The organism is Catenulispora acidiphila DSM 44928 (assembly GCF_000024025.1).
GTDB classification, from domain to species: Bacteria; Actinomycetota; Actinomycetes; order Streptomycetales; family Catenulisporaceae; genus Catenulispora; species Catenulispora acidiphila.
On the sequence record NC_013131.1, the window covers coordinates 6,882,552 to 6,907,120 of the forward strand.

A 24,569-nucleotide genomic window follows, 5' to 3' on the forward strand; every position below is an offset into this window, starting at 1 on the left:
CCTGATTCCGACCCTGGTCTGGGGAACCGGCAACATGGGACGGGCGGCGATCAGAGCGGTCGCCGCGCGTCCCGGGCTGGCGCTGTGCGCGGTGGTGGTGCACGATCCGGCGAAGGTCGGGCGCGACGCCGGGGAGCTGGCCGGTCTCGGGCGCGCGCTCGGGATCGCGGCCACTGACGATGCCGAGGCCGCGCTGCGCGGCGCGAAGGCCGTGGTCTACGCGGCCTCCGGCGACGTGCGTCCGGACGAGGCGCTGGACGACGTCGTCCGCGCCGTCCGCGCCGGCGCGGTGGTGGTCACGCCGGCCTTGTACGCGTTCTACGATCCGCGCGGCGCACCGGCCGAGCAGCGGGAGCGGGTGCTCGCGGCGGTCGCCGAGGGCGGCGGCTCGCTGTTCGCCTCCGGCGTCGATCCGGGCTGGGCCAACGACGTCCTGCCGCTGATGCTGACGGGCCTGGGCACCCGGATCGAGGAGGTGCGCTGCCAGGAGATCTTCGACTACGCCACCTACGACCAGGAGGACTCGGTCCGCTACCTGGTCGGCATGGGGCAGCCGATGGACTACGAGCCGATGATGACGGCGCCGGGCGTCCCCACGATGGTGTGGGGCGGACAGCTGCGGCTGATGGCGCGGGCGCTCGGCACGGAGCTGTCGGCGATCACCGAGCACGTCGAGCGCGCGGTGCTGCCCGAGACCGTGCACACCGCGACGATGGGCGTCTTCGAGGCCGGGACGCAGGGCGGCGTCCGCTTCGAGGTACGCGGCGAGATCGAGGGCAAGGCGCGGATCGTGATCGAGCACGTGACCCGGATCCACGGATCGGTGGCGCCGGACTGGCCGCGGGCGCCGGACGGCGTCGGGGCGCACCGCGTGGTCATCGAGGGACACCCGCGCATCGAGGTCACCCTCGAGGCCGCGGACGAGGGCGGCAACCGCTCGGCCGGCGGCAACGCCACGGCCGTGGGACGGCTGGTCGGCGCGATCGCGTGGCTGGCCGAGCACGAGCCAGGGCTTTACGACGCGCTGGACGTGCCGATACGGCCGGCGACAGGGCTGTGGACGGAAGGCGGAGGCGGAACACAGTGATCATCGACCTGCCGGAGGGCAAGGAACCCATCGGCTACGTGTGGGGCGAGATGGTGCCCGGCATCGGTCCCGCCGCCGCCGCGTTCTCGATGGCGGTCTACGACCGCACCACCCTGGGCCTGCGCGAATTCGAGGCGGCACGCCTGCGCGTCGCCCAGATCAACGGCTGCCTGTTCTGCCTGGACTGGCGCACCGAGCGCGACGGAACGAAAGTCGAGGACGGATTCGACGCGGCGGTCGCCGAGTGGCGCACCGTCGACGGCTTCGACGAGCGGACCCGGCTGGCAGCGGAGTACGCCGAACGCTACTGCCTGGACCACCACAACCTGGACGAGGAGTTCTGGACCCGGATGCTGGCCGTGTACTCGCAGGTGGAGGTCGTCGAGCTGACGATGTGCCTGGGGTCGTGGCTGGCTTTCGGGCGGCTGAACCATGTGCTGGGGATCGACGCGGCGTGTGTGCTGCCAGGGCACTGACGTGAAGTGTTTCGCGGTGAGATGTGCCGACCGAAGCCGACCGCACGATGGGGCGGCGCCGTTGCCGCCCGCATCGTCCGGATGCCTTGGGCCCGAGGCGGCCCTCAGCGCGAAAGTTCCACCATCGTGTCCTCGAAGTCCGGGAATTCGTCCCGGGCGGCGGCGACCACCTGGCGGGCCGTCATGCGCTCGGTGCCGGCGTGCTTTTCGGCGATGGCCGTGAACTCCGGGTGCGGGGTGGAGCGGCGGGTGGGGTGCTCGACGGCTTCGTAGGGTCCTGAGCCGTCGGCGATCAGCCACAGGAAGGAGGGCAGGTCGCAGGCGACCACGCCGGTCTCGCCGTCGGCGCCCAGGAACACGATCGGCTGCTCGGCCAGCGGGGCGTCCTCGCGGACCAGCCAGAAGGCCGCGTAGCCGCCGTCCGCGGTCTGGCCGAAGACCCGGAACTGGCCGGCGTCGGCGTCCGGGTTGGCGGTCCAGCCCTGGAACCAGTCGTCGGTGTCGTCGGTGTCCAGGAACTCCTCGAAGAGCTCGAAGTCCACCGGGGGATGCGCGAGGGTCTCGCCCTCGTCGTCATCGGTGTCGTCGTCGTTGTTGTCGGTGTCGTTGTTGTCGGCGTCGTCCTCGCGCGGCTCGTCCTCGCCGGCTTCCTGCGGGAAGCCGATCGCGGCTATCGCGGCCAGCGCCGCGGGCAGGGCGAGGTCGTCGTCGTCTTCGATAGTCACGAGCCGTAGATTAGCCGCGCGCGGGCCATCTGCTCCAGCCTGTCGGGAAGCATCCCGGCGGCGCGGGCGCCCTAGGGGTATATCCGATGGCGCCGCTGTGCGTCCTGCTGGTGAAATGGGAGGCGAGACGCGAGGGAGGGTGTGTCGATGAACACCGTCATCGAACGCGAGCGTCAAGACAACGAGTGGGGTCCGGTCACCATCGTCCACACGTGGGGTGGCTGGCCGTGGCGTGCGCAGTGCGAAGAATGCACCACGCGCTCACCGGGACAGCGGACGCACGAAGAAGCCCGGCAGTGGGCTGACAGCCATTACCACGCGTTCCACGAGATCGCCTGATCGGCGGACCCCGTGGAACGCGCGGGCGAAAGCTACTTCTGGGGCAGCACCACCACCGCCAGCGGCGTGCGCTGCGCGCCCTGCCCCAGCGGGTTGTCCTTGAAGATCTCCGCGATCTTCTCCTCGGCGACCGTCGTGGCCTGCCCCAGGATGTTGCAGCCCAGGTCGTTGGCATCGATGATGGCCACGCCCTGGAACGTACCGGCGGCCTGGGCCGGCAGCACCTTGCGCAGCCGGTCGGCCAGCTCGGAGGCGGCCTTGCCCGGGTCGGCCGGAGCCAGCTTCGCCGAGACGTTCGAGGGGTACAGCGAGTACTGCGTCGGGCCGTCGATGGCGCGCACCGCCGGACCCGCCAGCTGGTAGAACAGGCCCTTGCGACCGACGACCTTGCCGACCGCGCCGGCGGCGGAGGCGGCGACGATGCGCGCGAGCCCCGCCTCCTGGATCGCCAGCTGCATGGTCTCCGGGGAGCCCAGGCCGATGCCGGCGGGGGTGCGGACCACGAACTTCTGCAGCTTGCGGGCCGCGAAGGAGGGCTTGATCTCCCACAGGAAGTAGCTGCGGCCCTGGGAGATCGCGACCACCTTCTCGCTGACCGCCAGGAACCACGGGCTGTTCAGCGCCTCGGCGTGGTCCTCGGACTCCGCCACGCGGGTGGCGAACTCCGCGCCGTACTCGGAGATCTTGGTGTGGAAGTCGTCGCCCTTGGCGAAGGCGTCGGTCTGGATCGGGAAGCGCAGCACCTGTCCGCTGGAGGGGGTGCTGATCGCGATCTCCTTGCCGGGGTTGGCCGCGAAGTACTCCTTGGCCGCCGAGGTCGTGGAGTCCACGTGGGTCCCGGGGGCGTCCACGAAGGTCCGCAGCCACAGCTCGACGTTCAGCAGCCGCCAGAACAGCATGGTGTCGCTGTTCTTGCCGGCGATGAACTCCTCGAACGCGCGCAGCACCGAGGCCTGGTCGAAGTACGGCCGCGAGCCGAAGGAGTCCGAGCGGAACACCGTGTGCACGTGGTTCTTGATCCGCAGGAACCACTCGCGCTCCGGCGTCGTGAAGCCGATCTTGTTGCGCCGGTCGACGATCTGGTCGGGCAGCAGACCCCGCACCGAGTCGCGCAGGATCTTCTTGTTCCAGCCGCCCTTGATGATCGCCTCGGGCTCCAGCGTGAACAGGTAGCGCACGAGGTTGAAGTCCAGGAAGGGCACGCGGCCCTCCAGCGAGAAGCGCATGGTGTTGCGGTCCTCGTAGCGCAGCAGCGAGGGTAGCGAGTTGCCGAAGATGTCCTCGACCAGGCGGGCCCGCAGGTCGTCCGGCACCGGGCTGAAGGTCTCGGCCTTGTGCTGCTTCGCGAAGCCCTTGTCCAACATCTGCCGGATGTCCACCGGCTTGTCCAGGCCCAGCTTGCCGCGCACGACCTGCTTGCCGTAGCGGGAGAGCACGTCGGTGGAGGAGACGACCTCGCGCATCAGCTTCGTGTACTGCTTCTCCTTGCGCAGCTGGCGCAGGTAGACGAAGTAGTAGGGCAGGTAGCCGGCCATCATCTCGTCGGCGCCCTGGCCGTCGAGCAGGACGGTGACGTGCTTGGTCGCCTCCTGCATGACCTTGTACTGCGCGTAGGGACCGGTGGAGATGGTCGGCTCCTCCTGGGTCCGCACGAAGTCGGCCAGGTCCTCCAGGAACTCGTCCGGGTTCGGGTGGATCTTGTGGCAGTCGATCGGGCCGCTGTCGGCGGCGGTCTTGGCCATGACGGCGTCGACGTAGCGCCCCTCGTCGTTGACGCTGCCGGGGAACACCGCGGAGAAGCTGTTCTGCGTGGCGCCGACGGACTCCACGTCCTGCGCGTGCTGCTTCATCAGCTTGCTGATCACCGCGACCACGGTCGAGGAGTCCAGCCCGCCGGACAGCGCGGTACCGACCGGGACCTCACCGACCAGGCGCATCCGGATCGCCTCGGTCAGGCGCTCCTTGAACTCCTTGGTGGTGTCCTTGGTGAACGGCGAGCGCGGGCCGTCGGCCAGCAGGTCCTCGCGCAGCGTGGTGAACATGCGGCGCTCGACGCTGACGTCGGTGCCGGAGGGGTCCAGCACGACGACCTCGCCGGGGCGGACCTTCTCGATCCCGGCGAAGAAGGTGCGATCGGAGTCCTCGTGGATGCGGAAGCGCAGGTAGCGATAGAGCGTGGCGTCGTCCGGCGCCGCCTTGACCAGACCGGAGGCCAGGACCGCCTTGATCTCCGAGCCGAAGACCAGGCGGTGACTGCCGTCGGCACCGTCGACCGAGGCCAGGTACAGCGGCTTGATGCCGAAGTGGTCGCGCGCCAGGTAGCTCTTGCCGGTCTCGGTGTCGTGGATGGCGACGGCGAACATGCCGTTGAAGCGGTCGAAGGCCGCCTCGCCCCACTCGGCGAAGGCCCGGACCACGACCTCGGTGTCGCAGACGGTGCGGAAGCTGTGGCCGAGGGCCTCCAGTTCGGCCATCAGCTCGCGGTAGTTGTAGATCTCGCCGTTGTAGACGGCGGCGTAGCGGCCGTCCTCGGTGAGGAAGGGCTGGTCGCCGTGGGCCCGGTCGATGATCGCCAGGCGGCGGTGGGCGTAGCCGACACGAGCCCCGTCGCTATAGACGCCCTCGCCGTCGGGTCCCCGGTGGGCGATGGCGTCGCCCATCCGCTTGAGCATGGCCTCGTCATGGGCCCCGAAGACGCCCGCGATACCGCACATGTGCCGTGCCACTCCTCGCCGTATGTAGAACCTTGCGCGCTGAGCCAAACCTATACGACGAGCGGGTGACGCCAGTGCGACGTCGAGTAGTGTGATCTACCAGCGGGCAGGGGTACCCCGTGACCCGCACTGACGCCGTCCGCGCCTGCCCGGCAGGTGGGAACGCCCGGACCGGCGCGGGATCTTCCGGCGTTGCTACCATCGGGGCCGGAGGCGGTTTTCCAGCGCGTCCGCCCATGCCGGACGCCACGGCTACCGATCCGGGGGGACGACGATGGCGAATGACACCGTGACCGACCGGCCGCAGGGACCGGCCGAGGGTGGCGGGCACGGCGGCGAACCCGGGGATCCAGTGGGGGGCGGGGACGGACCGACCGCGGGCGACCTGGTGCGGATCGGGTTTTCATCCCCTGGTCCTGGTCCTGACTCGGACTCGAAGTCGCACCCGGACTCGAACCCGGACTCGAACTTGAACGCGGAGTCGGAGTCGGGCTCGGACTCGGACGCCGGGTCGCGGCGCAATCCGGTGGTGCGGGCGGCAGTCGCCGTCGGGCGCACGTTCGTGCGCGACATGGTGGTCTTCTTCTCCGTGCCGGTCCGCGAGGTCCGGACGAAGAAGCTGATGGCGATCCCGGCGACGGTGCTGTGCGTGCTGACCATCGGCGTGCTGTGGATCCTGGAGATGAACCGGCCCGGCGGGCTGGCGTTCGTCATCGACATCGCCGGGGTCCGCCAGGGCGAGCCGATCTGGCAGCTGCTCCCCCAGCTGCCGCTGTCGCTGTTCGCCCCGGCTCCGGACCTGCCGGCCTGGGGCGCGATGGCGCAGGTGCTGATCGCCTTCGGCATCGCGGAGTGCTGGCTGGGCTGGAAGAAGATGATCGCGATCGCGATGATCACCAGCGCGGTCACCTCGATGGCCGCCCGCCTGATGGTCTACGCCAGCAACTGGCTGCACATCGGCACCCCGCAGATCGACAACTTCCAGGTCGACACCGGACCCTCGGTCGCGGTGGTCTCGCTGCTGATCTACCTGGCGCTCCGGCTGCGCACGTACTGGGTCGTGGCGCTGACCGCGGTGTCGATGGGCGGCGAGGCGGCGATCCTGCCGAACCTGGCCGGCCGCGAGCACCTGGTGGCCATCAGCCTGGGCATCGTCACCTACTTCCTGCTGGACAAGTGGTGGCCGGCCTGGCGCCGCCGACGGATCGAGCGCGCGACCGCGGACTGAGGCCCGCAGCCGCGCTGCCGCACAGCCCTGTAGCCGCACAGCCCCGCAGCCGCACTGCCCCGCCCGGATCAATAAGCTGCTTGTCCTATGAGCTGGTATCCGGAACCCGACGAAACCCTGATCCACCGCGGCCGCGCCACCTTCGCCACCGGCCGCGCCGCCAAGGTCGCCGGCATGCGCTGGTTCCGCGACGAAAGCGGACGCGACATCGCCGCCGACCTCCCGGGCTGGCCCGAAGCCCCGGCGTACACCCCCAACTCCGACGCCGCCGCCCGCACCAACAAAGCCGTCTGGGGCATCGGCAAGGCGGTCGTGGTCGTCGCCGCGCTGGCCGTCAACGCCGTCAGCAACGCCAACCCCGACGTCGACCTCGGCGACGGCGCCCGCCCGACCGACCCGGCCCGCGAGGTCGAGGACTTCCCAGTCCTGGTAGCCGCGCCCGGCACCGTCGCACGCACCCTCCCCTACCAGCTGGACCCCGACCGCCGCGACAAGCTGTTCACGACCGAGCTGGCGGTGACCGACCGGCGGCTCGTGATCCTGGGCATCGACAACGGCCCGGGCCTGAAGCCGACCCAGGTCCTGTGGGAAGCGCCGCGGGAAGTACTCGGCTCGGTGGTGAAGCACGCCTACGCGGGCGGGGGCGCCGATGTCAGCCTCATGTTCAGCGACGGTTCCTGGGCACGGCTGCGGCTGGAGAGCACGGCAGTGGCGATCCAACTGGTCCACGAGCTGTGCCCGCCCAAGCGCGTGGAGATGACCGAGCTGGCACTGAAGAAACTCAAGTCGCGCGCCGAGCCGACCAAGCTGGAGCACACCTGGGAGGCCGTGTCCCAGGACGACGGCTCAGTGCTCGCACAGCGGGTGATGCGCCTGGAAGGCAGGGAGCTCCGCGGCAAGAACTACCAGGTCACCAAGTGGATCGAGACCGATGCGGCTGGCGAGGCCTGACCGGCGCCCGCTCCGGTTCTCGGCTCAGCCACCTGATGCCCGCCGCACCGACCTGCTCAGCTGCCTGACTCGCCCTCGCCGCCGGCCTTCCGCCGCAGGCGCGCCGGGTTGAGCGTGAGTCCGCGCAGGGAGGCGTCGATGATCTCGATCGGGTGGACTACCGGGGTGGGGTCGGGGAGGTGGCGTTGGATCTGCAGGAGGCAGCCGGGGTTGCCGGTGGCGATGAGGTCGGGGTGGGTGGCGGTGATGCGGGCGGCTTTGCGGCGGCCCAGCTCTTCCGCGGCTTCGGGGCGGACGAGGTTGTGGACGCCCGCCGAGCCGCAACAGAAGGCTGATTCGGCGGGTTCGACCACGTCGAGGCCGGGGATGGCGGCGAGGAGCCGGCGCGGTTGGGTGCGGACGCCTTGGCCGTGGGCCAGGTGGCAGGCGTCGTGGTAGGCGACGCGAGCTTCGATGGGGTGGCGTTCGGCTCGGGGTTCGAGGTCGGCGAGGACTTCGGAGATGTCGCGGACCTTCGCCGCGAACTCGGCGGCGGGTGCGGCGTAAGCGGGGTCGTCGGCGAGGAGTTCGCCGTACTGCTTCAGGGTGGAGCCGCAGCCGGCGACGTTGACCACCACCGCGTCGAGGTCGGCCAGGGGGACGGCGGCGGGCTCCGCGGGGCGGCGGAAGGCGTCGATCAGGCGGCGGGCGTAGCCCTTGGCCTCGTGCTCGCGTCCGGCGTGCAGGGACAGGGCGCCGCAGCAGCCTTGGTTCGGGACCACGACCTGGCAGCCCTCGGCGCGCAGGACGCGGGCGGTCGCGGCGTTGACGTCGCTGAAGAACACCCGCTGCACGCAGCCGGAGACCATCCCGACTGTCGCACGCTGTTCGCCCTCCGGTGCGCTGGAGGTCGGCATCGTGCTCCACGCCTTGCGCAGCGTGGTGTCCGGCATCAGCGCCTCCATCGCGCCGAGCTTCGGGAAGCGGCGCAGCAGGCCGGTGGCACGGACCAGTGCCGCACCACCCGTTCGGCGGTACGCCACCGCGCCGAGTGCCGCGACGCGCAGCCGTGCCGGGTGCGGGAAGAGGCCGAAGACGAGTTCCCGGAAGGCTTTGTCGCCCCGGCGCTCGGCGTAGGCTTCCTCGACCTGCGGGCGGAACTCCTCGATGATCCGGTCGTACTCGACGCCGGAGGGGCAGGCGCTCACGCAGGACAGGCAGCCCAGGCACGAGTCGACGTGCCCGGCCACCGCGTCGTCGAGCTCAGCCTTGCCCTCGAGCACCTGGCGCATCAGGTGGATGCGGCCGCGCGGGGAGTCGTTCTCATCGCCCGTGAGCGCGTACGTCGGACACGCCGGGAGGCAGAACCCGCAGTGGACGCATTTGGCGGTCAGGTCGTCCAAGTTCTCGCCCATGGCGGGCAGTGTACTGAGTGGTGCTGAGCGCGCTAATCACGCTGAGCACGGTGAAACAGAAGAACGGCCCCCGCTCTCGCTGTGCGAGATCAGGAGCCGTTCCATGGAGGGTGAGCGACGGGGCTCGAACCCGCGACAACTGGGATCACAACCCAGGACTCTACCAACTGAGCTACGCCCACCATGGTCCATCGCGTCGCCGACCGCCGGTCTCCCGGGCCCCGCGCCGCGCTGGCACCGCCAAGCATACATGGATCGGGCGGTGCTCCGCACAACCCTTTAACCCGGGCCCCGAAGGGCCCGAGGGGGAGGTCAGGACTCCGCGCGCGCCGCCGCGGCGGCCGCTTCCTCTGCCTCGATCCGGCCCGCGACGGTACGCGCCGTCTCCGAGTCCGGGCCGGGCTGCGGGACGAAGATCGCGTCGCGGTAGTAGCGCAGCTCGGCGATCGAGTCGCGGATGTCGCCGAGGGCGCGGTGGTTGCCGGTCTTCTTCGGGGCGTTGAAGTACACGCGCGGGTACCAGCGGCGCGCCAGCTCCTTGATCGAGGAGACGTCCACGATGCGGTAGTGCAGGTGCTGCTCCAGCTCGGGCATGTCGCGCGCCAGGAACCCGCGGTCGGTGCCGACCGAGTTGCCGGCCAGCTGCGCCTTGCCCGCCTCCGGGACGTGCTCGCGCACGTAGGCCAGGACCCGTTCCTGCGCCTCAGCCATCGGAATCCCGCTCGAGAGCTCCTCCAGCAGTCCGGAGGCGGTGTGCATCTCGCGCACCACCTCGACCATGCCCTCCAGCAGACCCGGGAGCTCCTCGGCCGGCGGGGCGACGACGACGTCGACCCCGTCCCCCAGGACGTTCAGCTCCGAGTCAGTGACCAGCACCGCCACCTCGATCAGAGCGTCCTTGTCCAGGTCGAGCCCGGTCATCTCGCAGTCGATCCACACCAGCCTGTCACTCATGGATCCACCCTAGTGGGACGGTGGCGGACCGCAGGATCGACAACCGGGTTGACTATCAACGCGGCGGGCTTCTAGGCTGAATTCGTCAACCATGTTGTCGAACTTGAGACCCTGAAGAGTTTGGAGCACCCATGTCTTTGTCGCCCTTCTCGCCCTTGTCGACCCTCGCCGACGCGCAGCCCTTCGCCCGCGACGGCTTCACCTTCCGCCCCCTGGCCGTACCGTCGCGCGGCAGCGCCGAACTCGCCGTCTGGGCCCTGGACCTGGTCCCCGGCGCCCGCAGCGAGACCCACAGCATGGACCGCGAGGAGGTCTTCGTCGTCGTCGACGGCGCGGTCTCGGCCACGGTCGCCGACCGCGAGGTGAGCGCCGGCCCGGGCGACGCCATCATCGTCCCGCCGCACGCCACCCTGCAGATCCGCAACGCCAGCACCGCCGAACCGGCACGGCTGACGGTCGCGACCTCGGTCGGGATGCGGGCGATCGTCGGCGGCGCGCCGTTCACGCCGCCGTGGGCCCAGTAGCCGGCAACGCGGCGGTCCGCGCAGCAGCCCACGCAAAAGCCCGCGCGGAAACCGACCTGGGCCACACCCGCACTGGCGCGACCCGGTCGTCACCGGCATCTTCTTCGGCGGGCCGTCCGCCGTCTGCCCGGTTCTACCCCTCGCGGCCCTCGCGGCCGCCTCTGGCCCGGGACGCCAGGTAGGCCTCGCGATAGCGCGCGGGCTGGGTGCCCAGCACCCGCAGGAAGTTGGCGCGCATCGCCGGGCCCGAGGCGAACCCGGAGCGCCGGGCCACCTCGTCCACCGGCAGGTCGGTGGACTCCAGGATGCGCTGGGCGGCGATCACGCGTTGGGAGTTCACCCATCTCAGCGGCGTGGTGCCGGTGACCTCCAGGAAGCGCCGGTCGAAGGTGCGCCGGGACATCGCCGAGTGCTTGGCGAACTCGTCGACGTCGAAGGGTTCGGCCAGGTGGTCCAGGGCCCAGGACATGGCGTCGCCGATCGGCGTGCCGGCGCCGAGTTCGCTGGGCAGGTGGCGGTCGAAGTAGGCGGCCTGGCCGCTGCGCCGGCCCGGTCCCACGACCAGGCGGCGGGCCAGCGCGCTGGCCGCCTCCGCGCCGTGGTCGGTGCGGACCAGGTACAGACACAGATCCAGGCCGGCGGCGGCGCCGGCGCCGGTGACCACGTCGCCGTGGTCGATCTGCATCGAGCGGGCGTCCACCTTCACCCGGCGGTGATGGCGGGCCAGGGCCGGCGCGTACATCCAGTGCGTGGTGGCCCCGCGGCCGTCGAGGACGCCGGCCGCGGCCAGCACGAAGACCCCAGAGTCGAACGCGGCCAGCCGCGCGCCCTCCTTGTGGGCCTTGCGTACCGCGGCCAGCGCCGGTTCCGGGGGACGCTCTCCCGGCGCCCGCCAGGCCGGCACGATCACGGTGCCGGCCTGGTCGGCGCCGGAGAGCCCGAACGGGGTCGAGACGCGCAGGGAGCCGGTCGTGGCCAGCGGTCCGGCCTCGCCGGCGCACACCAGCAACCGGTAGTACGGCAGGCCCATGACGCGCCGGTCGACGCCGAACACCGAGATCGGTATCGAGGATTCGAACAGGGGAGCGTCCCGGAACAGCAGGACGGCGACGGTTCCCCGGTCGCGCGTGGGTGCCAGGCGCGGGCGGGGGGCAGTCAGTGTCATTGGCGCGGGCTGACCTCTCTGGTCTCAAGATGGATCGTCGGAACGAGCCATTTTCCTTTGTGCGCAAAGGCAAAAGCGACTTGGAGCGGAAGCCGTGCCGGGCCGGTGATTATCAGAACACATACATGATCGGGGCACGGGTGTCCACCCGCGCCCGCCCCCGCCGCGAGGTCCCGCCCGGGTGGCGCGCGGTGGTGCCAGGTGGTGATCACTTCTAAAATCCGAGGTGGCCCGCACCGGAAATCTGTGATGATCCACTCATAAGATCGATGGTGATCTGGCGACTAATCTGTGAGGGATATCGGCGGGGGCGAGATACGGGAAGGGGGCACGGCGGCGTGGATCGACAAGAGCGCACCGACCGGCGGCAGGCACTCGGCGCGGTCCTGCGGGACGTGAGGGCCGAATGCGGCCCCACGCTGCGCGTCCTGGCCGGCGAGGCCGAGCGGCGGGCGTACGAGACCGACGCGCTCACCGCGCACCGCGTGCTGCCCGGCCTGGTGCTGCTGCCGGCCGACCGCTCGCAGGTGGCGCCGATCGTGCGCGCGTGCCTGCGCCACGGGGTCCCCTACGTCGCCCGCGGCGCCGGGACCGGGCTGTCCGGCGGGGCGCTGCCGACCGAATCGGGCGTCGTCATAGCGCTGGCGAAGCTCAACCGGATACTTGATGTGGACGCCGACCGGCAGGTCGCGATCGTGGAGCCGGGCGCGACCAACCTGTCCATCAGCGCCGCGGTCAGTGAATACGGGCTCTACTACGCCCCGGACCCCTCCTCCCAGGTGGTCTGCACGATCGGCGGCAACGTCGCGGAGAACTCCGGCGGCGCGCACTGCCTGAAGTACGGCTTCACCTCGCACCACGTCCTGGCCGTCGAGGCCGTGCTCCCCGACGGCAGCACGGCGGTCCTGGGCTCCGACGACATCGAAGCACCCTGCTATGACGCGCCGGGCTATGACCTGCGCGGCGTGTTCGTCGGCTCCGAGGGAACATGCGGCGTCGCCACCCGGATCGCGGTCCGGCTGCTGCGCAAGCCCGAGGCGGTCCGCACGCTGGTCGCCGACTTCCCGGACGTGCCCTCGGCCTGCGACACGGTCAGCGCGGTCATCGCCGCCGGGATCGTGCCGGCGGCCATCGAGATGATGGACAACCTGGCGATCCGGGCCTGTGAGGACGCGGTGCACGCCGGCTATGACCGCGAGGCCGCCGCCTCGCTGATCATCGAGCTGGACGGGCCCGCCGAGCAGTGCGCGGAGCTGTTCGAGAAAGTCAGCACCCTGTGTTCGCAGAACGCCTGCACCCGGCTGCGCATCGCCGCTGACGACGCCGAACGCGCCGCGATCTGGGCCGGGCGCAAGGCGGCGTTCGCCGCGATGGGGCGCCTGTCGCCGGAGTTCCTCCTGCAGGACGGCGTCGTGCCGCGGACCCGGCTGGCCGAGGCGCTCGCCGGGATCGCGGACCTGTCGGCGGCTGCGGGGTTGCGTGTCGCCAATGTCTTCCACGCCGGCGACGGCAACCTGCATCCGCTGGTCCTGTACCGCGAAGCCGACGGCGAGGCGCCGGCCGCCGAGGCCCTCGCCGCCGCGATCGCCGAGCTGTGTGTCGCGCTCGGCGGCTCGCTGTCCGGCGAGCACGGCATCGGCGTGGACAAGGCGTGCTCGATGCCCAAGATGTTCTCCCCCGCGGACCTGGCGGCCATGGACCGCCTGCGCGCCGCGTTCGACCCGTCAGGGCTGTGCAACCCCGGAAAAGTGTTCCCGACTCCCGCGCTGTGCGGCGAGGCCCGGGGCGGGGCGTATCAGCCGCACCCGCTGGAAGAGACCGGAAAGATCCAACGATGGTAGGACCCTCCTTCGACCCCAGCCCCAGCGACTCCGCGCCCGGGAACGGCTCCGGCGGGGACGCCGCCGCCGCGCCGGCGCCGCGCTCGATCACCCCGACGACGGTGAAGGATCTGCGCGACGCCGTCTCCACGGTCGGCGCCGTCCTCATCCGCGGCACCGGTACCGCGACCACCTGGGGCGCCCCGGTACGCGACGCGCGCACGACGGTGTCGCTGGCCGGCATGGACCGCGTCCTGGACCACCGGCCCGCCGACATGACCGTGCACGTCCAGGGCGGGATCCGGCTGGACGTGCTGCAGGCCGAGCTGGCCGAGCACGGGCAGTGGCTGCCGTATGACCCGGCGCGCTCCGAGGCGACCATCGGCGGGCTGCTGGCCACCGGCGACGCCGGACCCCGGCGGCTGGCCTACGGCTCGCTGCGGGAGCTGGTGATAGGCGCGACGATGGTGTTCCCGGACGGCGCGATCGCCAAGAGCGGCGGACACGTCATCAAGAACGTCGCGGGCTATGACCTGGCGAAGCTGTGCCACGGCTCGCTGGGCACGCTCGGCGTCGTCGCCGAACTCGTCCTGCGCGTGCACCCGCTGCCGCAGACCTCGCGCACGGTGATGGTGCGCGACGTGGACACCGCGGCGGCGCAACAGCTCACCTGGGCCCTGACCCGCTCGGCGATCGAGCCGACGGCCGTGGAGTGGTGCGAGCCCGAGCAGGTGCTGGCGGTGCGGTTCGACGGAACCGCCGACGGCGCGGCGGCGCGGGCCGCCTCCGCGCGCTCGATGCTCACCGGCAGCCTGGCCGAACTCGACGCCGGCGAGGCGCACAGCTTTTGGGAGTCGCACGCGGCGCGGGTCGTCGCAGAACCCGGAGACACCGTGCTGCGCGCCGCCACCCGCCCCGGGATCGACCCCGGGCTGGTCCGCGCGCTGTCGATGTTCGCCGAGTTCGCCGGGGTCAAGGCGCTGCTCACGTGCAGCCCGGCCACCGGCGCGTACACGGTCCGGGTCACCGGCGCCGACGCCAAGGCGCACGCTGAGGTGGTGAAGAACTGGCGCGGCTCGGTCGAGGCCGTCGGCGGCTTCGTGATGCTGCGCCGCCGCCGCCCGGGGGTGGACGCGATGGTCGAGTCCTGGGGACGCGCGCCGGGCAGCGTCGAGGTGATGCGGCGGGTGAAGGGGAACTTCGATCCGGAGAACCGGTTCGCGCCGGGGCGCTTCGCGCCGTGGTTTTGAGGATTTCCCAGGCTTTGCGGGTAATTGAGGGTTCTGAGGTTTCCGGGCCTTATTGAGGGCTCTGATAACCCCGGACCCCGCTTCGTCCCGCCGCGCCTGTCCGTACCCTGCCGCGCCCTGCCCCGCCGTGCCCCGCCGCGCCGCCGCCCCGTCCGGCGGCGCGGACCGTGCGGGCGTCAGGAGATCGGCAGACCTTCGGACTCGGTCTCCCGCTCCTGCGCCGGCTCCGGCTCGGGCTCCGGCGTCTCGGTCCAGCCGAACGCCAGCGAGGCGCCAGTCATGGCCAGCAGCATCCCGATCAGGAAGCCGCCGAGGTTGCTGGTCATCCAGCTGGCGACCGCGAACAGCAAAGACAGCACCGAGTAGAAGACGCGGTGCATCGGGTCGAAGATCAGGCACAAGCCGAGGACCACCAGCAGGACCGGGACCGCGTAGCCGGCCAGGCCGTACAGGCCCATGTGGATGCTGACCTTCATGGCCGTGTGGTACAGCGCGAGCATCTCCCCGCCGCCCAGCGCCACCAGCAGCCCGCCCCAGAAGGGCCGGGTACGGCGCCAGTGCCGGAAGGCACGGCGCGCCCCGCCGCCCTGCTCGGAGGCCGGAGCCTCCGGGAAGGACAGGGGCGCGCCTTCTTCGTGCTCGGACACCGCTCAGCAGCCCTTGCTCTGGAAGCTCATGCTGAGGTTGGGCAGCGAGAACGTCGAGGCGGTGGACGCGTAGTTGTCCTGCCGGACGTTCTTGATGTCGACCGAGTCAGCCTGCTGGGAGAAGGTGTAGGCGTGCCCCTTGATGCTGGGCACCTGGGTCAGATCGCTGGCGTCCCGGCCGATCTGGATGTTGTTGAAGGTCGCGTCGCCGGTCAGGTCCGTGGAGTCCAGGACCAGGTTGGTGGCGTGCACCGGAGTGGCGCCGGTCCCGGCGCGGATGACCAGGTTGACCCCGACCAGGTTCACGCTCTGGCACAGGTTGTAGACCTTCGCGTCGCCGATCACCGAGGTCATGACCACCGCCTGGCCGTTAGAGCTCTTCAGCCAGGGGTTGCCGCTCAGGCCGGAGTCCAGGTCGCCGAACTGCTGGAAGTTCGTCCCGGTCAGGTGGTCCGCGGTCACCACGAACGGCATGCCGGAGATCGCGAACTGCACGCCCAGGGCGCCTTGCGCGGTGAGGACCACCAGCGCACCCGTGGCGGCCAGCGCGGCCATCCCGGGTATCGCCGCGCGGCGGTAGCGGACCTTGCCTTCGGCTTTGGGTTTCGTCGCCATTCGGCTCCTTTCCGTTCCTGTTGCCAGGCGCAGATGGTGTCGGCGAAACCGCCTGGAGGAGATGGAGCACACGCCGGCACCGCTGGAATGTGACATGAGTCACCCCGGAGGTGACTGACGGGTAACATACTCTCAGGGTTTTGAATCGGTCAACCGTTCGGGCACTGATTCACTCCGTGCCGACACCGGTCTCGGCCTGCGCCGGGACACAGGGTGCGACCGATCGGGGATGATCTGCCAGCGCGGCGTGCGAGGCCTTCGCGGCGATCTCGGGCCCGGCGAAGGGCGCGACGACGAAATACACCAAGGCGGGCAACAGGTGCGGAAGCTCCGCGGCGCGCCCGGCGGCTATGTGGCGGTACAGCGTGCCGTAGGCGCCGGCCACGACGGAGTTCACCACCTCCCCGCGGTCCACGCCGTCCGGGGTCGCCGGCGCCAGGGCGAAGAAGGCCTCGAAGTCGCGCAGCTGCTCCGAGCGCGCCTGGCGTCCCTCCGGTCCGACCGCGTCGATCTCCACGATCGCCGCCGTGGCGAAGGCCGGGACGCTGGCGAGCACGTCCAGCAGCACCGCCAGCACCGCGCAGGTGGCGCGGGTCCAGGTCTGCACCTCCGCCGCGGACTCCGGCAGCGGACACAGCGCGTCGCCGTCGGCGGCGTCGGTCTCCTCCAGGAAAGCGTGCCGCAGCATGGCGAACAGCACGTCCGTGCCGTGCCGGTAGGCGGCCAGGAACGCGCCCTGCTTGCTTTCGAAGTGCTCGTAGAACGCCGGCCGCGTGACGCCGGAGACCCGGCAGATGTCGCTGACCGAGGCGTTGGCGTAGCCGCGTTCGGCGACCGTGCGCACCAGGCCGTCGTACAGCCGGTCGCGCTGGGTGGCGGCCACCTGCTCGCGGGGCACGCGGCTCGGGCCGCGTTTGATCGCCCGCTGCGGATCGCGCGGCGACCGCGCGCCGGGCAATGGGACCAGAACGGGTGAAACAGGCATCTTCTCCCCCGGGGGCTTGACTGGCGAACCTCGCGGAGTTACAACTCCCACGGGTTTTGTTACTGGCCGGTATCAGATGGTTACCCGTAGTCGATCACGAACAACGCGTTCTTCGATCTCGCAGTCTTCACCGGCGTCACCGTCGACGCAGTCCCCGCTCAACTGACATCCCCGCTGACGAGGGAGCGTGAACATGGCTTTCCCCGCCCTGTTCCACCGGTTCAGAAAACGTACACTCTCCGCGGTCGCGGCCGCTTTCGCCCTGGTGGCGGTGGCCGCCTCGCCGGCTTCGGCGGCCGCGCAGCCCTCGGGTCCGTACACGGGCATGGGCACGTGCCCCACTTCCAGCGCCCAGATGCGGGACCCGAACCAGGCCGTCGTCGGCTGCACGGTGGCGACGATCGCCGGCGGCGGGTTCACCGTGGGTTCCACACAGGTGAACTTCACCTCACCGATGACCGTCTCGTTCGGCGTCACCTGGGCCAAGGGCGGTCCGACCGTCACCTTCCCGGACGAGAGCACGGCCGAGCTGTTCTCCACCGTGAGCCCGACCGACGGCAAGGAGCTGAAGTCCTCGCCGCTGGACGTGCCGATCCCGGGCCTGTCCAACTTCTGGCCCGGAGTCACCAGCGCCATCGTGCTCATCGAGCCCGCCGGACCAATCACGAACTTCGCCCCGCTGTCCGCCGGGGAGGACTACCCGCTGTTCCGGCTGCCGATCAAGATGCACCTGCTCAACGCGTTCCTCGGGCTGAACTGCTACGTCGGCTCCGACAGCGCGCCGATCGTCCTGAGCCCGACCGCCGGGACCACGAACCCGCCGGCGCCGAACCAGCCGGTCAAGGGCAGCACCGGAACGATCTCGATCGCCCGGGACCCCAATGGCTTCAACCCGACCATCGTCGGGTTCGGCGGCGCCACCTTGAACGACAACGCCCTGCCGGTGCCCGGCGCCCACGGCTGCGGCCTGTTCGACAGCGCGGACTGGATCGTGAACCTGCTGTTCGGCCTGCCCTCGGCGGCCGGGCACAACGCGATCACGCTGTCCGGCGTCACCACCGCCCTCGCCGTCGACCCCAGCGACAGCGACCTGATCAACGCCATCAACGCCACACGAAAGTGAGTACGCCATGCGCACCCGTACCCTCGCCCTGACCGCTCTGGCCGCCGCAGGCCTCGTGCTCGGCGCCGCCGGCCAGGCCGGCGCCTCCACCGGGGGCGTGCTGACCGTCACCGCCGTCGGCGGCACGAACGTCAACGTCAACGACGTCCTCAAGGGCGCCATCAACAGCGACTTCGTCTTCACCACCAGCAGCGGCGTCATCGACTGCAGCAGCGGGCAGTTCTCCGCCAAGGTGACCTCCAACCCGAACAAGGGCACCGGCAACGCCGTGGAGTCCATCACCCAGCTGCACGCCGACCCGGCGCACTGCACCACCACGGTCAGCGGCACGTTCAGCGTGGTGAGCGTGGAGATCAACGGCGCGGCCACCGGCAACGTGGTGGACGGCACCAGCCCGAAGCTGAAGGTCACCGGCCTGGACGAGAAGGTCACGCTGGCCTCCTTCCTGGGCAACGTCACCTGCGACTACGGCACCACCGGCTCGGTCACCGAGATCGACGGCAGCCTGTCCAACACCAACAACTCCATCGCCTTCGCCACCCAGAACGTGAACCTGATCAGCGGCTCCGGACTGTGCCCGACCAGCGGCACGTTCAAGGGCGGCGTGGGCCCGGTGCAGGACAGCACGCAGAGCAACAAGGCGGTCTTCGTCAACTGAGCGTGACGAAGGGCCGGTAGACCCAATACGCTGAACTGCCCCACAAGCGGAGGGGCCCGGTCGGGCTCCGGGCTCCTCCGCTTCTTCTCGCTTCGCCCGGCTAGCGGGTCCGGTCCAGATAGCGCCGTCCGGCCTCCACCAGCGCCGGCACCGCCGTCCCGGCGCGCTCGAAGCCCTCGCCGAGGGTCAGGCCGCGCTCGTGCCGGTAGTGGATGCCCTCCAGGATGACGGCGAGCTTGTAGTGGCTGAAGGCGATGTACCAGTCGAGGTCGTCGACGATCAGTCCGGTCGCGTTCTGGTACCGCTCCACGATCTCCCGGCTGCCGGGGAAGCCCTCGTGGTTGGTCAGGCCGCCGCCGGCCGCGGCCAGGATGTCCTTGGAGGGATGGCCCGGATCCTCCCAGTAGGTGAGCAGCAGACCGAGGTCGGCCAGCGGGTCGCCGAGGGTGGACATCTCCCAGTCGAAGACCGCCGCGACCGCGGTCTGCCCGCCCTCCGGCAGCCGCATCATCACGTTGTCCAGCCGGTAGTCGCCGTGCAGGATCGTCGAGCGCTGAGTCACCGGAACGGCGGCGCGCAGCCCGTCGCCGAGCTCGAACAGACCCCTGATCTCACGGCTCTGCGACGCCGCGTACTGCCGGTCCCAGCGGTCCAGCTGCCGGTGCAGATACCCTTCCGGGCGCCCGAAATCGGCCAGTCCGACCTGCCCCGGATCCACCCGGTGCAAGGCGGCGAGCACGTCGACCAGGCTCTCCCCCACCGAGCGCCGCTGCGCCACGCTGAGCGCCGCGCACTGCGCCCGCGTGCGCAGCACCACGCCTTCGACCTTCTCCATCAGGTAGAACGGCGCGCCGATCACGTCCGGGTCCTCGCACAGCACGTACGCGCGCGCCACCGGCACGGTCCCGGCCAGCGCGGAGATCACGCGGTACTCCCGCCGCATGTCGTGCGCCGTGGGCAGCACGTGCCCCAGCGGCGGGCGGCGCAGGACCCACGCCTGCCCGCCGGCGTCGCGCAGTTCGTAGGTGAGATTGGAAAGACCGCCGGCGATCAGCTCGGCGGTCAGCGGAGGCTTGGCTCCCACCTGCGGGACGGCTGCCAGGAAGGCAGCGACGGCGGCCGGGTCGAGCCCGGCCGAGGCGGGCGCGGCGGGGTCTGTCACCCTTCGAAAGGTATGGCCTATCGTTCCCTCGCGAAAGAGCGAAGATTGCGGCACGGCGGCCGGCGCGCGGATCCCGGTGCGCGGCCCGCCGCCAGCACGAAGGAGCAGCGCACGTGGACATCCGACTCGACGGCAAGGTCGCCCTGGTGACCGGCGGTTCCCGCGGCATCGGCCAGGCCATCGCGGCCACCTACGCGGCCTGCGGCGCCCAGGTGGTGATCAGCTCCCGCAAAATCGACGGCCTGCAGCGCGCCGCCGAAGAGATCCGCGCCGAGGTACCCGACGCCCAGATCGTCCCCTTCGCCGCCCACGCCGGCGACCCGCAGGCCGCCCACGACTGCGTCCAGTTCGCCGTGGAGACCTTCGGCACCCTCGACATCCTGGTCAACAACGCCGCCACCAACCCCCACTTCGGCAACGTCATCGACGTGGACCCGCCCCGCTTCGACAAGACCGTCGAGGTGAACCTGCGCGGCCCTCTCATCTGGACCCAGGAAGCCTGGCGCCAGGCGATGAACCCCGAAAGCACCCACCCCGGCGGCTGCGTGATCAACCTGTCCTCGGTCAGCGGCCTGCAGTTCAACGACCCCCTCGGCGTCTACGGCACCACCAAGGCAGCCCTGATCCACCAGACCAAGCACCTCGCCGGCGAACTCGCCCCGGCAGTCCGCGTCAACGCCATTGCCCCCGGCCTGGTGAAAACAGAATTCGCCCGCATGCTGTGGGAAGGCGCCGAGCCCGACGCCAAGTACCCCTGGGCCCTGGAGCGCCTCGGCGAACCCCAGGACATCGCCAACGCCGCCCTGTTCCTGGCCAGCGACCTCGCCTCCTGGATCACCGGCGAGGTCCTGGTGGTCGACGGCGGCGCGATGATCAAGGGCGGGATCTAGGCGGGATCTAGGTCACCGCTCTGAAGCCGGCGCCGAAGCCCGCGCCGCGGCCACCAAAGCCGCGGCGATGCGCTCGACGTCTTCCTCCGGCGTCACATACGGCGGCATCACGTACAGCAGCGTCCCGAACGGCCGGATCCAGACCCCCTGGTCCATCGCGGCCTTGGTCGCGGTGCGCATGTCGGTCGGCTGCCGCATCTCGATGACACCGATCGCGCCCAGCACGCGCACGTCGGCGACGCCGGGCAGTTCGCGCGCGGGTTCCAGGTGCGTGGTGAGCAGCTTCTCGATGCCGGCGACCTGCGTGCGCCACGCACCGTCCAGCAGCAGCCCGGTCGAGGCGTAGGCGACGGCGCAGGCCAGCGGGTTCGCCATGAACGTGGGCCCGTGCATCAGGACCGGAGCCTCGCCGCTGGAGATCCCGTGCGCGACCCGGGTGGTGCACAGGACCGCGGCCAGCGTCATGTAGCCGCCGGTCAGTGCCTTCCCGACGGTCATGATGTCCGGGCTGACGCCGGCGTGGTCGGCGGCGAACAGCTCGCCGGTGCGGCCGAAGCCGGTGGCGATCTCGTCGAAGACCAGCAGCAGTCCGTGTTCGTCGCAGATGCCGCGCAGCAGCTTCAGGACTTCGGGGTCGTAGAAGTGCATGCCGCCGGCGCCCTGGACGACCGGCTCGACGATGATCGCGGCGAGTGAGTCGGCGTGCTGAGCCGCGAGCTGCGCCAGGTGCGCGGCGTACTCCTCGGTGAGCACCGTCGGCGGGCGGTCGGCGAAGACGTGCTCGGGCAGGACGTCGGCCCACAGTTGGTGCATGCTGCCGGCCGGGTCGGTGACGGCCATCGCGCCGAAGGTGTCGCCGTGGTAGCCGCCCCGGACGGTCATCAGGCGGGTGCGGGAGGTGTGCCCCTGCGAGCGCTGGTACTGCAGGCACATCTTGATGGCGACCTCGACTGAGACCGAGCCGGAGTCGGCGAAGAACACGTGCTCCAGACCGGCCGGCGCCAGCTCGGTCAGGCGCTCGGCGAGCCGGACGCCCGGGGCGTGGGTGAGACCGCCGAACATCACGTGCGCCATGGAGTCCAGCTGATCGCGGACGGCTTGGTCCAGCGCCGGGTGGCGGTAGCCGTGGATCGCCGACCACCAGGAGGCCATTCCGTCGAGGAGTTCGCGGCCGTCGGCCAGGCGGATGCGGACGCCGTCGGCGGAGACGACCGGGAAGGGCTCTACCACGGAGGGCATCGGGGCGTAGGGATGCCAGACCTTGTCGCGGTCCGTGGCGGCCAGTTCGGGAGTCCAGGGCAGTGCTTCACTCACCCTGGAATGAAACCACCCGGTCCCGCGTGGCTCCCACCGCCGCCGGTCACGGCGATGGATGCGCGCGGGCTGTTCAAACTTCTGAGGGACAACTCGGTGTGCCTTCCGCCGTTCGGCTCATCGATCGGCATATATGAGGAGGAAGCGGCGCACATGTATCAGTATGCACCGCTCATCCGCCACGAACCTGAGGAAGACCAGAGTGCGCACCGGGACCCCGCGCCACCCTCGCCGGACCCTCGGCGTCGCCGCCGTCGCCACGCTGATCGGCGGCGCCCTCGGCTCGGCCGCCGTGCCGGGCACCGCGAACGCCACCGTGCAGCCGGTGGCCACACCGATTCCGCTGACCAGCGTGCCGACCGACGGCGCCACCGGCATCCACACCGAGGTGCCGGTGAGCGTCACGGCCCAGTCCGGGGAGCAGCTCGCCTCGGTCACGCTGGCCTCCCCCGACGGCAGCACCGTGCCGGGGTCGCTGAACCCCCAGGGCACGGTGTGGACCGCGGACGACCACCTGCGGACCCGCACCCGCTACACGCTCACGGCGACCGGTGTGGCCGCCGACGGCGCGCAGGTGACCCGCAGCTCGTCGTTCACCACCTTCGCGCCCTCGGCCGACAGCCAGCTGAAGTTCCAGACCACCGAGCCGCAGGACGGCGACCTGGTCGGCGTCGGCATGCCGATCCTGGTGCAGTTCACGCACCCGGTGACCGACCGCGCGGCGGTGGAGAAGGCGCTGGTCGTGCAGACCGATCCGCCGCAGTCCGGACACTGGAGCTGGCTGTCCGACGCCCGGCTGGACTGGCGTCCGGAGAGCTACTGGCAGCCGGGCACCAAGGTCCGGGTGTCGCTGAACCTGGACGGCGTGCCGGCCGGATCCGGGCAGTACGGCGGGACCGACACCTCCTTCGCCTTCAACGTCGGCCGCAAGCAGATGTCGCTGGTGGACCTGTCCAAGCACCAGATGACGGTCTATGACAACGACAAGCCGGTCCGCACCCTGCCGGTCACCGGCGGCAAGCCGGGCGACGACACCTGGGGCGGGACCATGGCGGTCATCGACAAGTCCTCCTCGGTCCACATGACGTCGCGGTCGGTCGGCTTCGGCGACGCCTACGACATCCCGGACGTCCGGTGGGCGATCCACCTGACGTATTCGGGCACGTACATCCACGCCGCCCCGTGGTCGGTCGGATCGCAGGGTTATGCGAACGTCAGCCACGGCTGCGTCGGGCTGTCGAACGACCGCGCCGCGTGGCTGTTCCAGAACACCCTGCCCGGGGACCTGGTGCAGGTGGTGAACTCCCCGAAGACGGTCGCGCCCGGCAACGGGTACGGCGACTGGATGGAGAGCTGGAACCAGTGGCTGAGCGGGAGCGCGGTGAAGGCTTAGGCCTTGACCTGGAGTCGACTCCAGGTCGTAGCGTCGCCGGCATGACGATGAACTACCGCGTTCTCGGTGCCACCGGCATCGAAGTGAGCACCTACGCCCTCGGCACCATGATGTTCGGCAAGATCGGCAACCCCGACCACGCCGACGGCGAGCGGATCATCCACCGCGCCCTGGACGCCGGGATCAACTTCGTCGACACCGCCGACATGTACTCCACCGGGGAGTCCGAGGAGATCGTCGGCAAGGCTTTGCAGGGCCGGCGCGACGACATCGTACTGGCCACCAAGGTCCACTTCTCCCTGGACGACAAGCTCAACCACGGCGGCAACTCCCGGCGCTACATCACCCGCGCCGTCGAGGACAGCCTGCGCCGCCTGCGGACGGACTGGATCGACCTGTACCAGATCCACCGCCCGGACCCGAAGACGGACGTCGAGGAGACCCTCGGCGTCCTGACCGACCTGGTCCGCGCCGGCAAAATCCGGTCCTTCGGCAGCTCCACGTTCCCGGCCGAGCAGACCGTCGAGGCCTGGCACGTCGCCGAGCGCCGCGGCCTGATGAAGTTCCGCACCGAGCAGCCGCCGTACTCGATCCTGGCCCGCGAGATCGAGCGCTCGGTCCTGCCGACCGCGCAGCGCCTGAACATGGGCGTCCTCACCTGGAGCCCGCTGGCCTGGGGCTTCCTGAGCGGCAAGTACCGCCGCGGCACCGAGGTGGACTTCACCGCCGGACGCGCGGCCCTGCGCGCGGACCGCTTCGACCCGTCTCTGCCGGCCAACGCCGCGAAGTACGACGCGGTGGAGAAGCTGGTCAAGCTCGCCGACGACCTCGGCGTCTCGCTGCCGCAGCTGGCGACCGCCTTCCCGCTCGCGCACCCCGGCGTCACCTCGGTGATCATCGGCCCGCGCACCATGGAGCAGCTCGAATCCTCCCTCGCCGGCCAGGACCTGGTCCTCGACGACGAGGCGCTGGACCGCATCGACGAGATCGTGCCGCCCGGCACGGACCTGGCGTGGACGGCGGAGGGCGGCGGGTGGCTGCCGCCGGCGCTGAGCCAGCCCGCCCTGCGGCGGCGGTCGGCCGGGGACCGGGCGGCGGCTGCGGCGACGGCTGCGACCGAGGGCGCCGAAGACGAGACCGCTGAATAAGTGGCCG

23 protein-coding genes and 1 tRNA gene are annotated in these 24,569 nt (G+C 70.7%); 13 read left to right on the forward strand and 11 right to left on the reverse strand.

All coding sequences use genetic code 11. The features are described 5' to 3' along the window. Position 1 precedes the first annotated feature (1 nt). Positions 2-1,087 (forward strand): NAD(P)H-dependent amine dehydrogenase family protein, encoded by a 1,086-nt coding sequence (locus tag CACI_RS29535; protein WP_041542659.1) that lies wholly within the window; start codon positions 2-4, stop codon positions 1,085-1,087. Further along, complete coding sequence (locus CACI_RS29540; protein WP_015794550.1) at positions 1,084-1,563, forward strand: carboxymuconolactone decarboxylase family protein; 480 nt, start codon at positions 1,084-1,086, stop codon at positions 1,561-1,563. The genes CACI_RS29535 and CACI_RS29540 overlap by 4 nt, the downstream gene beginning before the upstream one ends. Before the next feature lie 104 nt (positions 1,564-1,667). On the opposite strand, the gene CACI_RS29545 is transcribed toward CACI_RS29540, so the two are convergent. After that, a complete protein-coding gene (locus CACI_RS29545) occupies positions 1,668-2,288 on the reverse strand; it encodes a hypothetical protein (protein ID WP_015794551.1) in 621 nt (206 codons plus the stop codon). Positions 2,289-2,435: 147 nt separating this feature from the next. On the opposite strand from CACI_RS29545, the gene CACI_RS29550 reads away from it, so the two are divergent. Continuing rightward, positions 2,436-2,627, forward strand: a complete 192-nt coding sequence (locus tag CACI_RS29550; RefSeq protein WP_015794552.1) for a hypothetical protein — start codon at positions 2,436-2,438, stop codon at positions 2,625-2,627. A 32-nt stretch (positions 2,628-2,659) separates the two neighbouring features. On the opposite strand, the gene asnB is transcribed toward CACI_RS29550, so the two are convergent. Beyond that, on the reverse strand, positions 2,660-5,341 hold the full coding sequence (gene asnB, locus CACI_RS29555) for an asparagine synthase (glutamine-hydrolyzing) (RefSeq protein WP_015794553.1): 2,682 nt from the start codon (positions 5,339-5,341) through the stop codon (positions 2,660-2,662). A 274-nt stretch (positions 5,342-5,615) separates the two neighbouring features. Between asnB and CACI_RS46200 the strand changes: the two genes are divergently transcribed. Both CACI_RS46200 and CACI_RS29565 read left to right on the forward strand, forming a co-directional pair. After that, a complete protein-coding gene (locus tag CACI_RS46200) occupies positions 5,616-6,569 on the forward strand; it encodes a hypothetical protein (protein WP_015794554.1) in 954 nt (317 codons plus the stop codon). 87 nt (positions 6,570-6,656) lie between these two features. Next, positions 6,657-7,520, forward strand: coding sequence for a hypothetical protein (locus CACI_RS29565; RefSeq protein WP_015794555.1), 864 nt, complete (start codon positions 6,657-6,659; stop codon positions 7,518-7,520). Between the two features lie 56 nt (positions 7,521-7,576). On the opposite strand, the gene CACI_RS29570 is transcribed toward CACI_RS29565, so the two are convergent. The 3 genes from CACI_RS29570 to orn all read right to left on the reverse strand — a co-directional run bounded on the left by CACI_RS29570 (position 7,577) and on the right by orn (position 9,868). Next, positions 7,577-8,914, reverse strand: a complete 1,338-nt coding sequence (locus tag CACI_RS29570) for a (Fe-S)-binding protein (RefSeq protein ID WP_015794556.1) — start codon at positions 8,912-8,914, stop codon at positions 7,577-7,579. 108 nt (positions 8,915-9,022) lie between these two features. After that, a tRNA-His gene (locus CACI_RS29575) sits at positions 9,023-9,097 on the reverse strand. A gap of 129 nt (positions 9,098-9,226) precedes the next feature. After that, positions 9,227-9,868, reverse strand: coding sequence for an oligoribonuclease (gene orn / locus CACI_RS29580; RefSeq protein WP_015794557.1), 642 nt, complete (start codon positions 9,866-9,868; stop codon positions 9,227-9,229). A gap of 131 nt (positions 9,869-9,999) precedes the next feature. Between orn and CACI_RS29585 the strand changes: the two genes are divergently transcribed. Further along, the gene (locus tag CACI_RS29585; protein ID WP_015794558.1) at positions 10,000-10,392 is read left to right on the forward strand and encodes a cupin domain-containing protein; all 393 of its coding nucleotides are present in this window, start codon (positions 10,000-10,002) and stop codon (positions 10,390-10,392) included. Positions 10,393-10,525: 133 nt separating this feature from the next. Here CACI_RS29585 and CACI_RS29590 read toward each other — a convergent pair whose 3' ends face one another. Beyond that, the gene (locus CACI_RS29590; protein ID WP_015794559.1) at positions 10,526-11,557 is read right to left on the reverse strand and encodes a GlxA family transcriptional regulator; all 1,032 of its coding nucleotides are present in this window, start codon (positions 11,555-11,557) and stop codon (positions 10,526-10,528) included. A gap of 338 nt (positions 11,558-11,895) precedes the next feature. Between CACI_RS29590 and CACI_RS29595 the strand changes: the two genes are divergently transcribed. Together CACI_RS29595 and CACI_RS29600 are read left to right on the forward strand one after the other, a co-directional pair. Next, positions 11,896-13,398, forward strand: a complete 1,503-nt coding sequence (locus CACI_RS29595; protein WP_015794560.1) for an FAD-linked oxidase C-terminal domain-containing protein — start codon at positions 11,896-11,898, stop codon at positions 13,396-13,398. After that, on the forward strand, positions 13,392-14,627 hold the full coding sequence (locus CACI_RS29600; protein WP_015794561.1) for an FAD-binding oxidoreductase: 1,236 nt from the start codon (positions 13,392-13,394) through the stop codon (positions 14,625-14,627). The genes CACI_RS29595 and CACI_RS29600 overlap by 7 nt, the downstream gene beginning before the upstream one ends. Before the next feature lie 176 nt (positions 14,628-14,803). Here CACI_RS29600 and CACI_RS29605 read toward each other — a convergent pair whose 3' ends face one another. From CACI_RS29605 to CACI_RS29615, 3 genes are all read right to left on the reverse strand, one after another. Continuing rightward, on the reverse strand, positions 14,804-15,274 hold the full coding sequence (locus tag CACI_RS29605; protein WP_015794562.1) for a DUF6114 domain-containing protein: 471 nt from the start codon (positions 15,272-15,274) through the stop codon (positions 14,804-14,806). Between the two features lie 3 nt (positions 15,275-15,277). Next, positions 15,278-15,889: a DUF6230 family protein gene (locus tag CACI_RS29610; protein WP_015794563.1), complete on the reverse strand. Its 612-nt coding sequence runs from the start codon at positions 15,887-15,889 to the stop codon at positions 15,278-15,280. A gap of 169 nt (positions 15,890-16,058) precedes the next feature. Beyond that, positions 16,059-16,874 (reverse strand): TetR/AcrR family transcriptional regulator, encoded by an 816-nt coding sequence (locus CACI_RS29615; RefSeq protein WP_015794564.1) that lies wholly within the window; start codon positions 16,872-16,874, stop codon positions 16,059-16,061. 193 nt (positions 16,875-17,067) lie between these two features. On the opposite strand from CACI_RS29615, the gene CACI_RS29620 reads away from it, so the two are divergent. Together CACI_RS29620 and CACI_RS29625 are read left to right on the forward strand one after the other, a co-directional pair. After that, positions 17,068-17,997, forward strand: a complete 930-nt coding sequence (locus CACI_RS29620; protein WP_015794565.1) for a hypothetical protein — start codon at positions 17,068-17,070, stop codon at positions 17,995-17,997. Between the two features lie 7 nt (positions 17,998-18,004). Beyond that, a complete protein-coding gene (locus CACI_RS29625) occupies positions 18,005-18,655 on the forward strand; it encodes a hypothetical protein (protein WP_015794566.1) in 651 nt (216 codons plus the stop codon). Between the two features lie 100 nt (positions 18,656-18,755). On the opposite strand, the gene CACI_RS29630 is transcribed toward CACI_RS29625, so the two are convergent. Next, positions 18,756-19,817, reverse strand: a complete 1,062-nt coding sequence (locus CACI_RS29630; protein ID WP_015794567.1) for a phosphotransferase family protein — start codon at positions 19,815-19,817, stop codon at positions 18,756-18,758. Positions 19,818-19,930: 113 nt separating this feature from the next. On the opposite strand from CACI_RS29630, the gene CACI_RS29635 reads away from it, so the two are divergent. Further along, positions 19,931-20,707, forward strand: a complete 777-nt coding sequence (locus CACI_RS29635) for an SDR family oxidoreductase (RefSeq protein ID WP_015794568.1) — start codon at positions 19,931-19,933, stop codon at positions 20,705-20,707. 12 nt (positions 20,708-20,719) lie between these two features. On the opposite strand, the gene CACI_RS29640 is transcribed toward CACI_RS29635, so the two are convergent. Continuing rightward, the gene (locus CACI_RS29640; RefSeq protein ID WP_015794569.1) at positions 20,720-22,021 is read right to left on the reverse strand and encodes an adenosylmethionine--8-amino-7-oxononanoate transaminase; all 1,302 of its coding nucleotides are present in this window, start codon (positions 22,019-22,021) and stop codon (positions 20,720-20,722) included. A gap of 202 nt (positions 22,022-22,223) precedes the next feature. Here CACI_RS29640 and CACI_RS29645 point away from each other — a divergent pair, with 202 nt between their 5' ends. Next, entirely contained in the window at positions 22,224-23,414 is a 1,191-nt protein-coding gene (locus CACI_RS29645) for a L,D-transpeptidase (RefSeq protein ID WP_015794570.1), read from the forward strand. A 47-nt stretch (positions 23,415-23,461) separates the two neighbouring features. After that, positions 23,462-24,562 (forward strand): aldo/keto reductase, encoded by a 1,101-nt coding sequence (locus tag CACI_RS29650; RefSeq protein ID WP_049872110.1) that lies wholly within the window; start codon positions 23,462-23,464, stop codon positions 24,560-24,562. Positions 24,563-24,569: the final 7 nt, after the last annotated feature.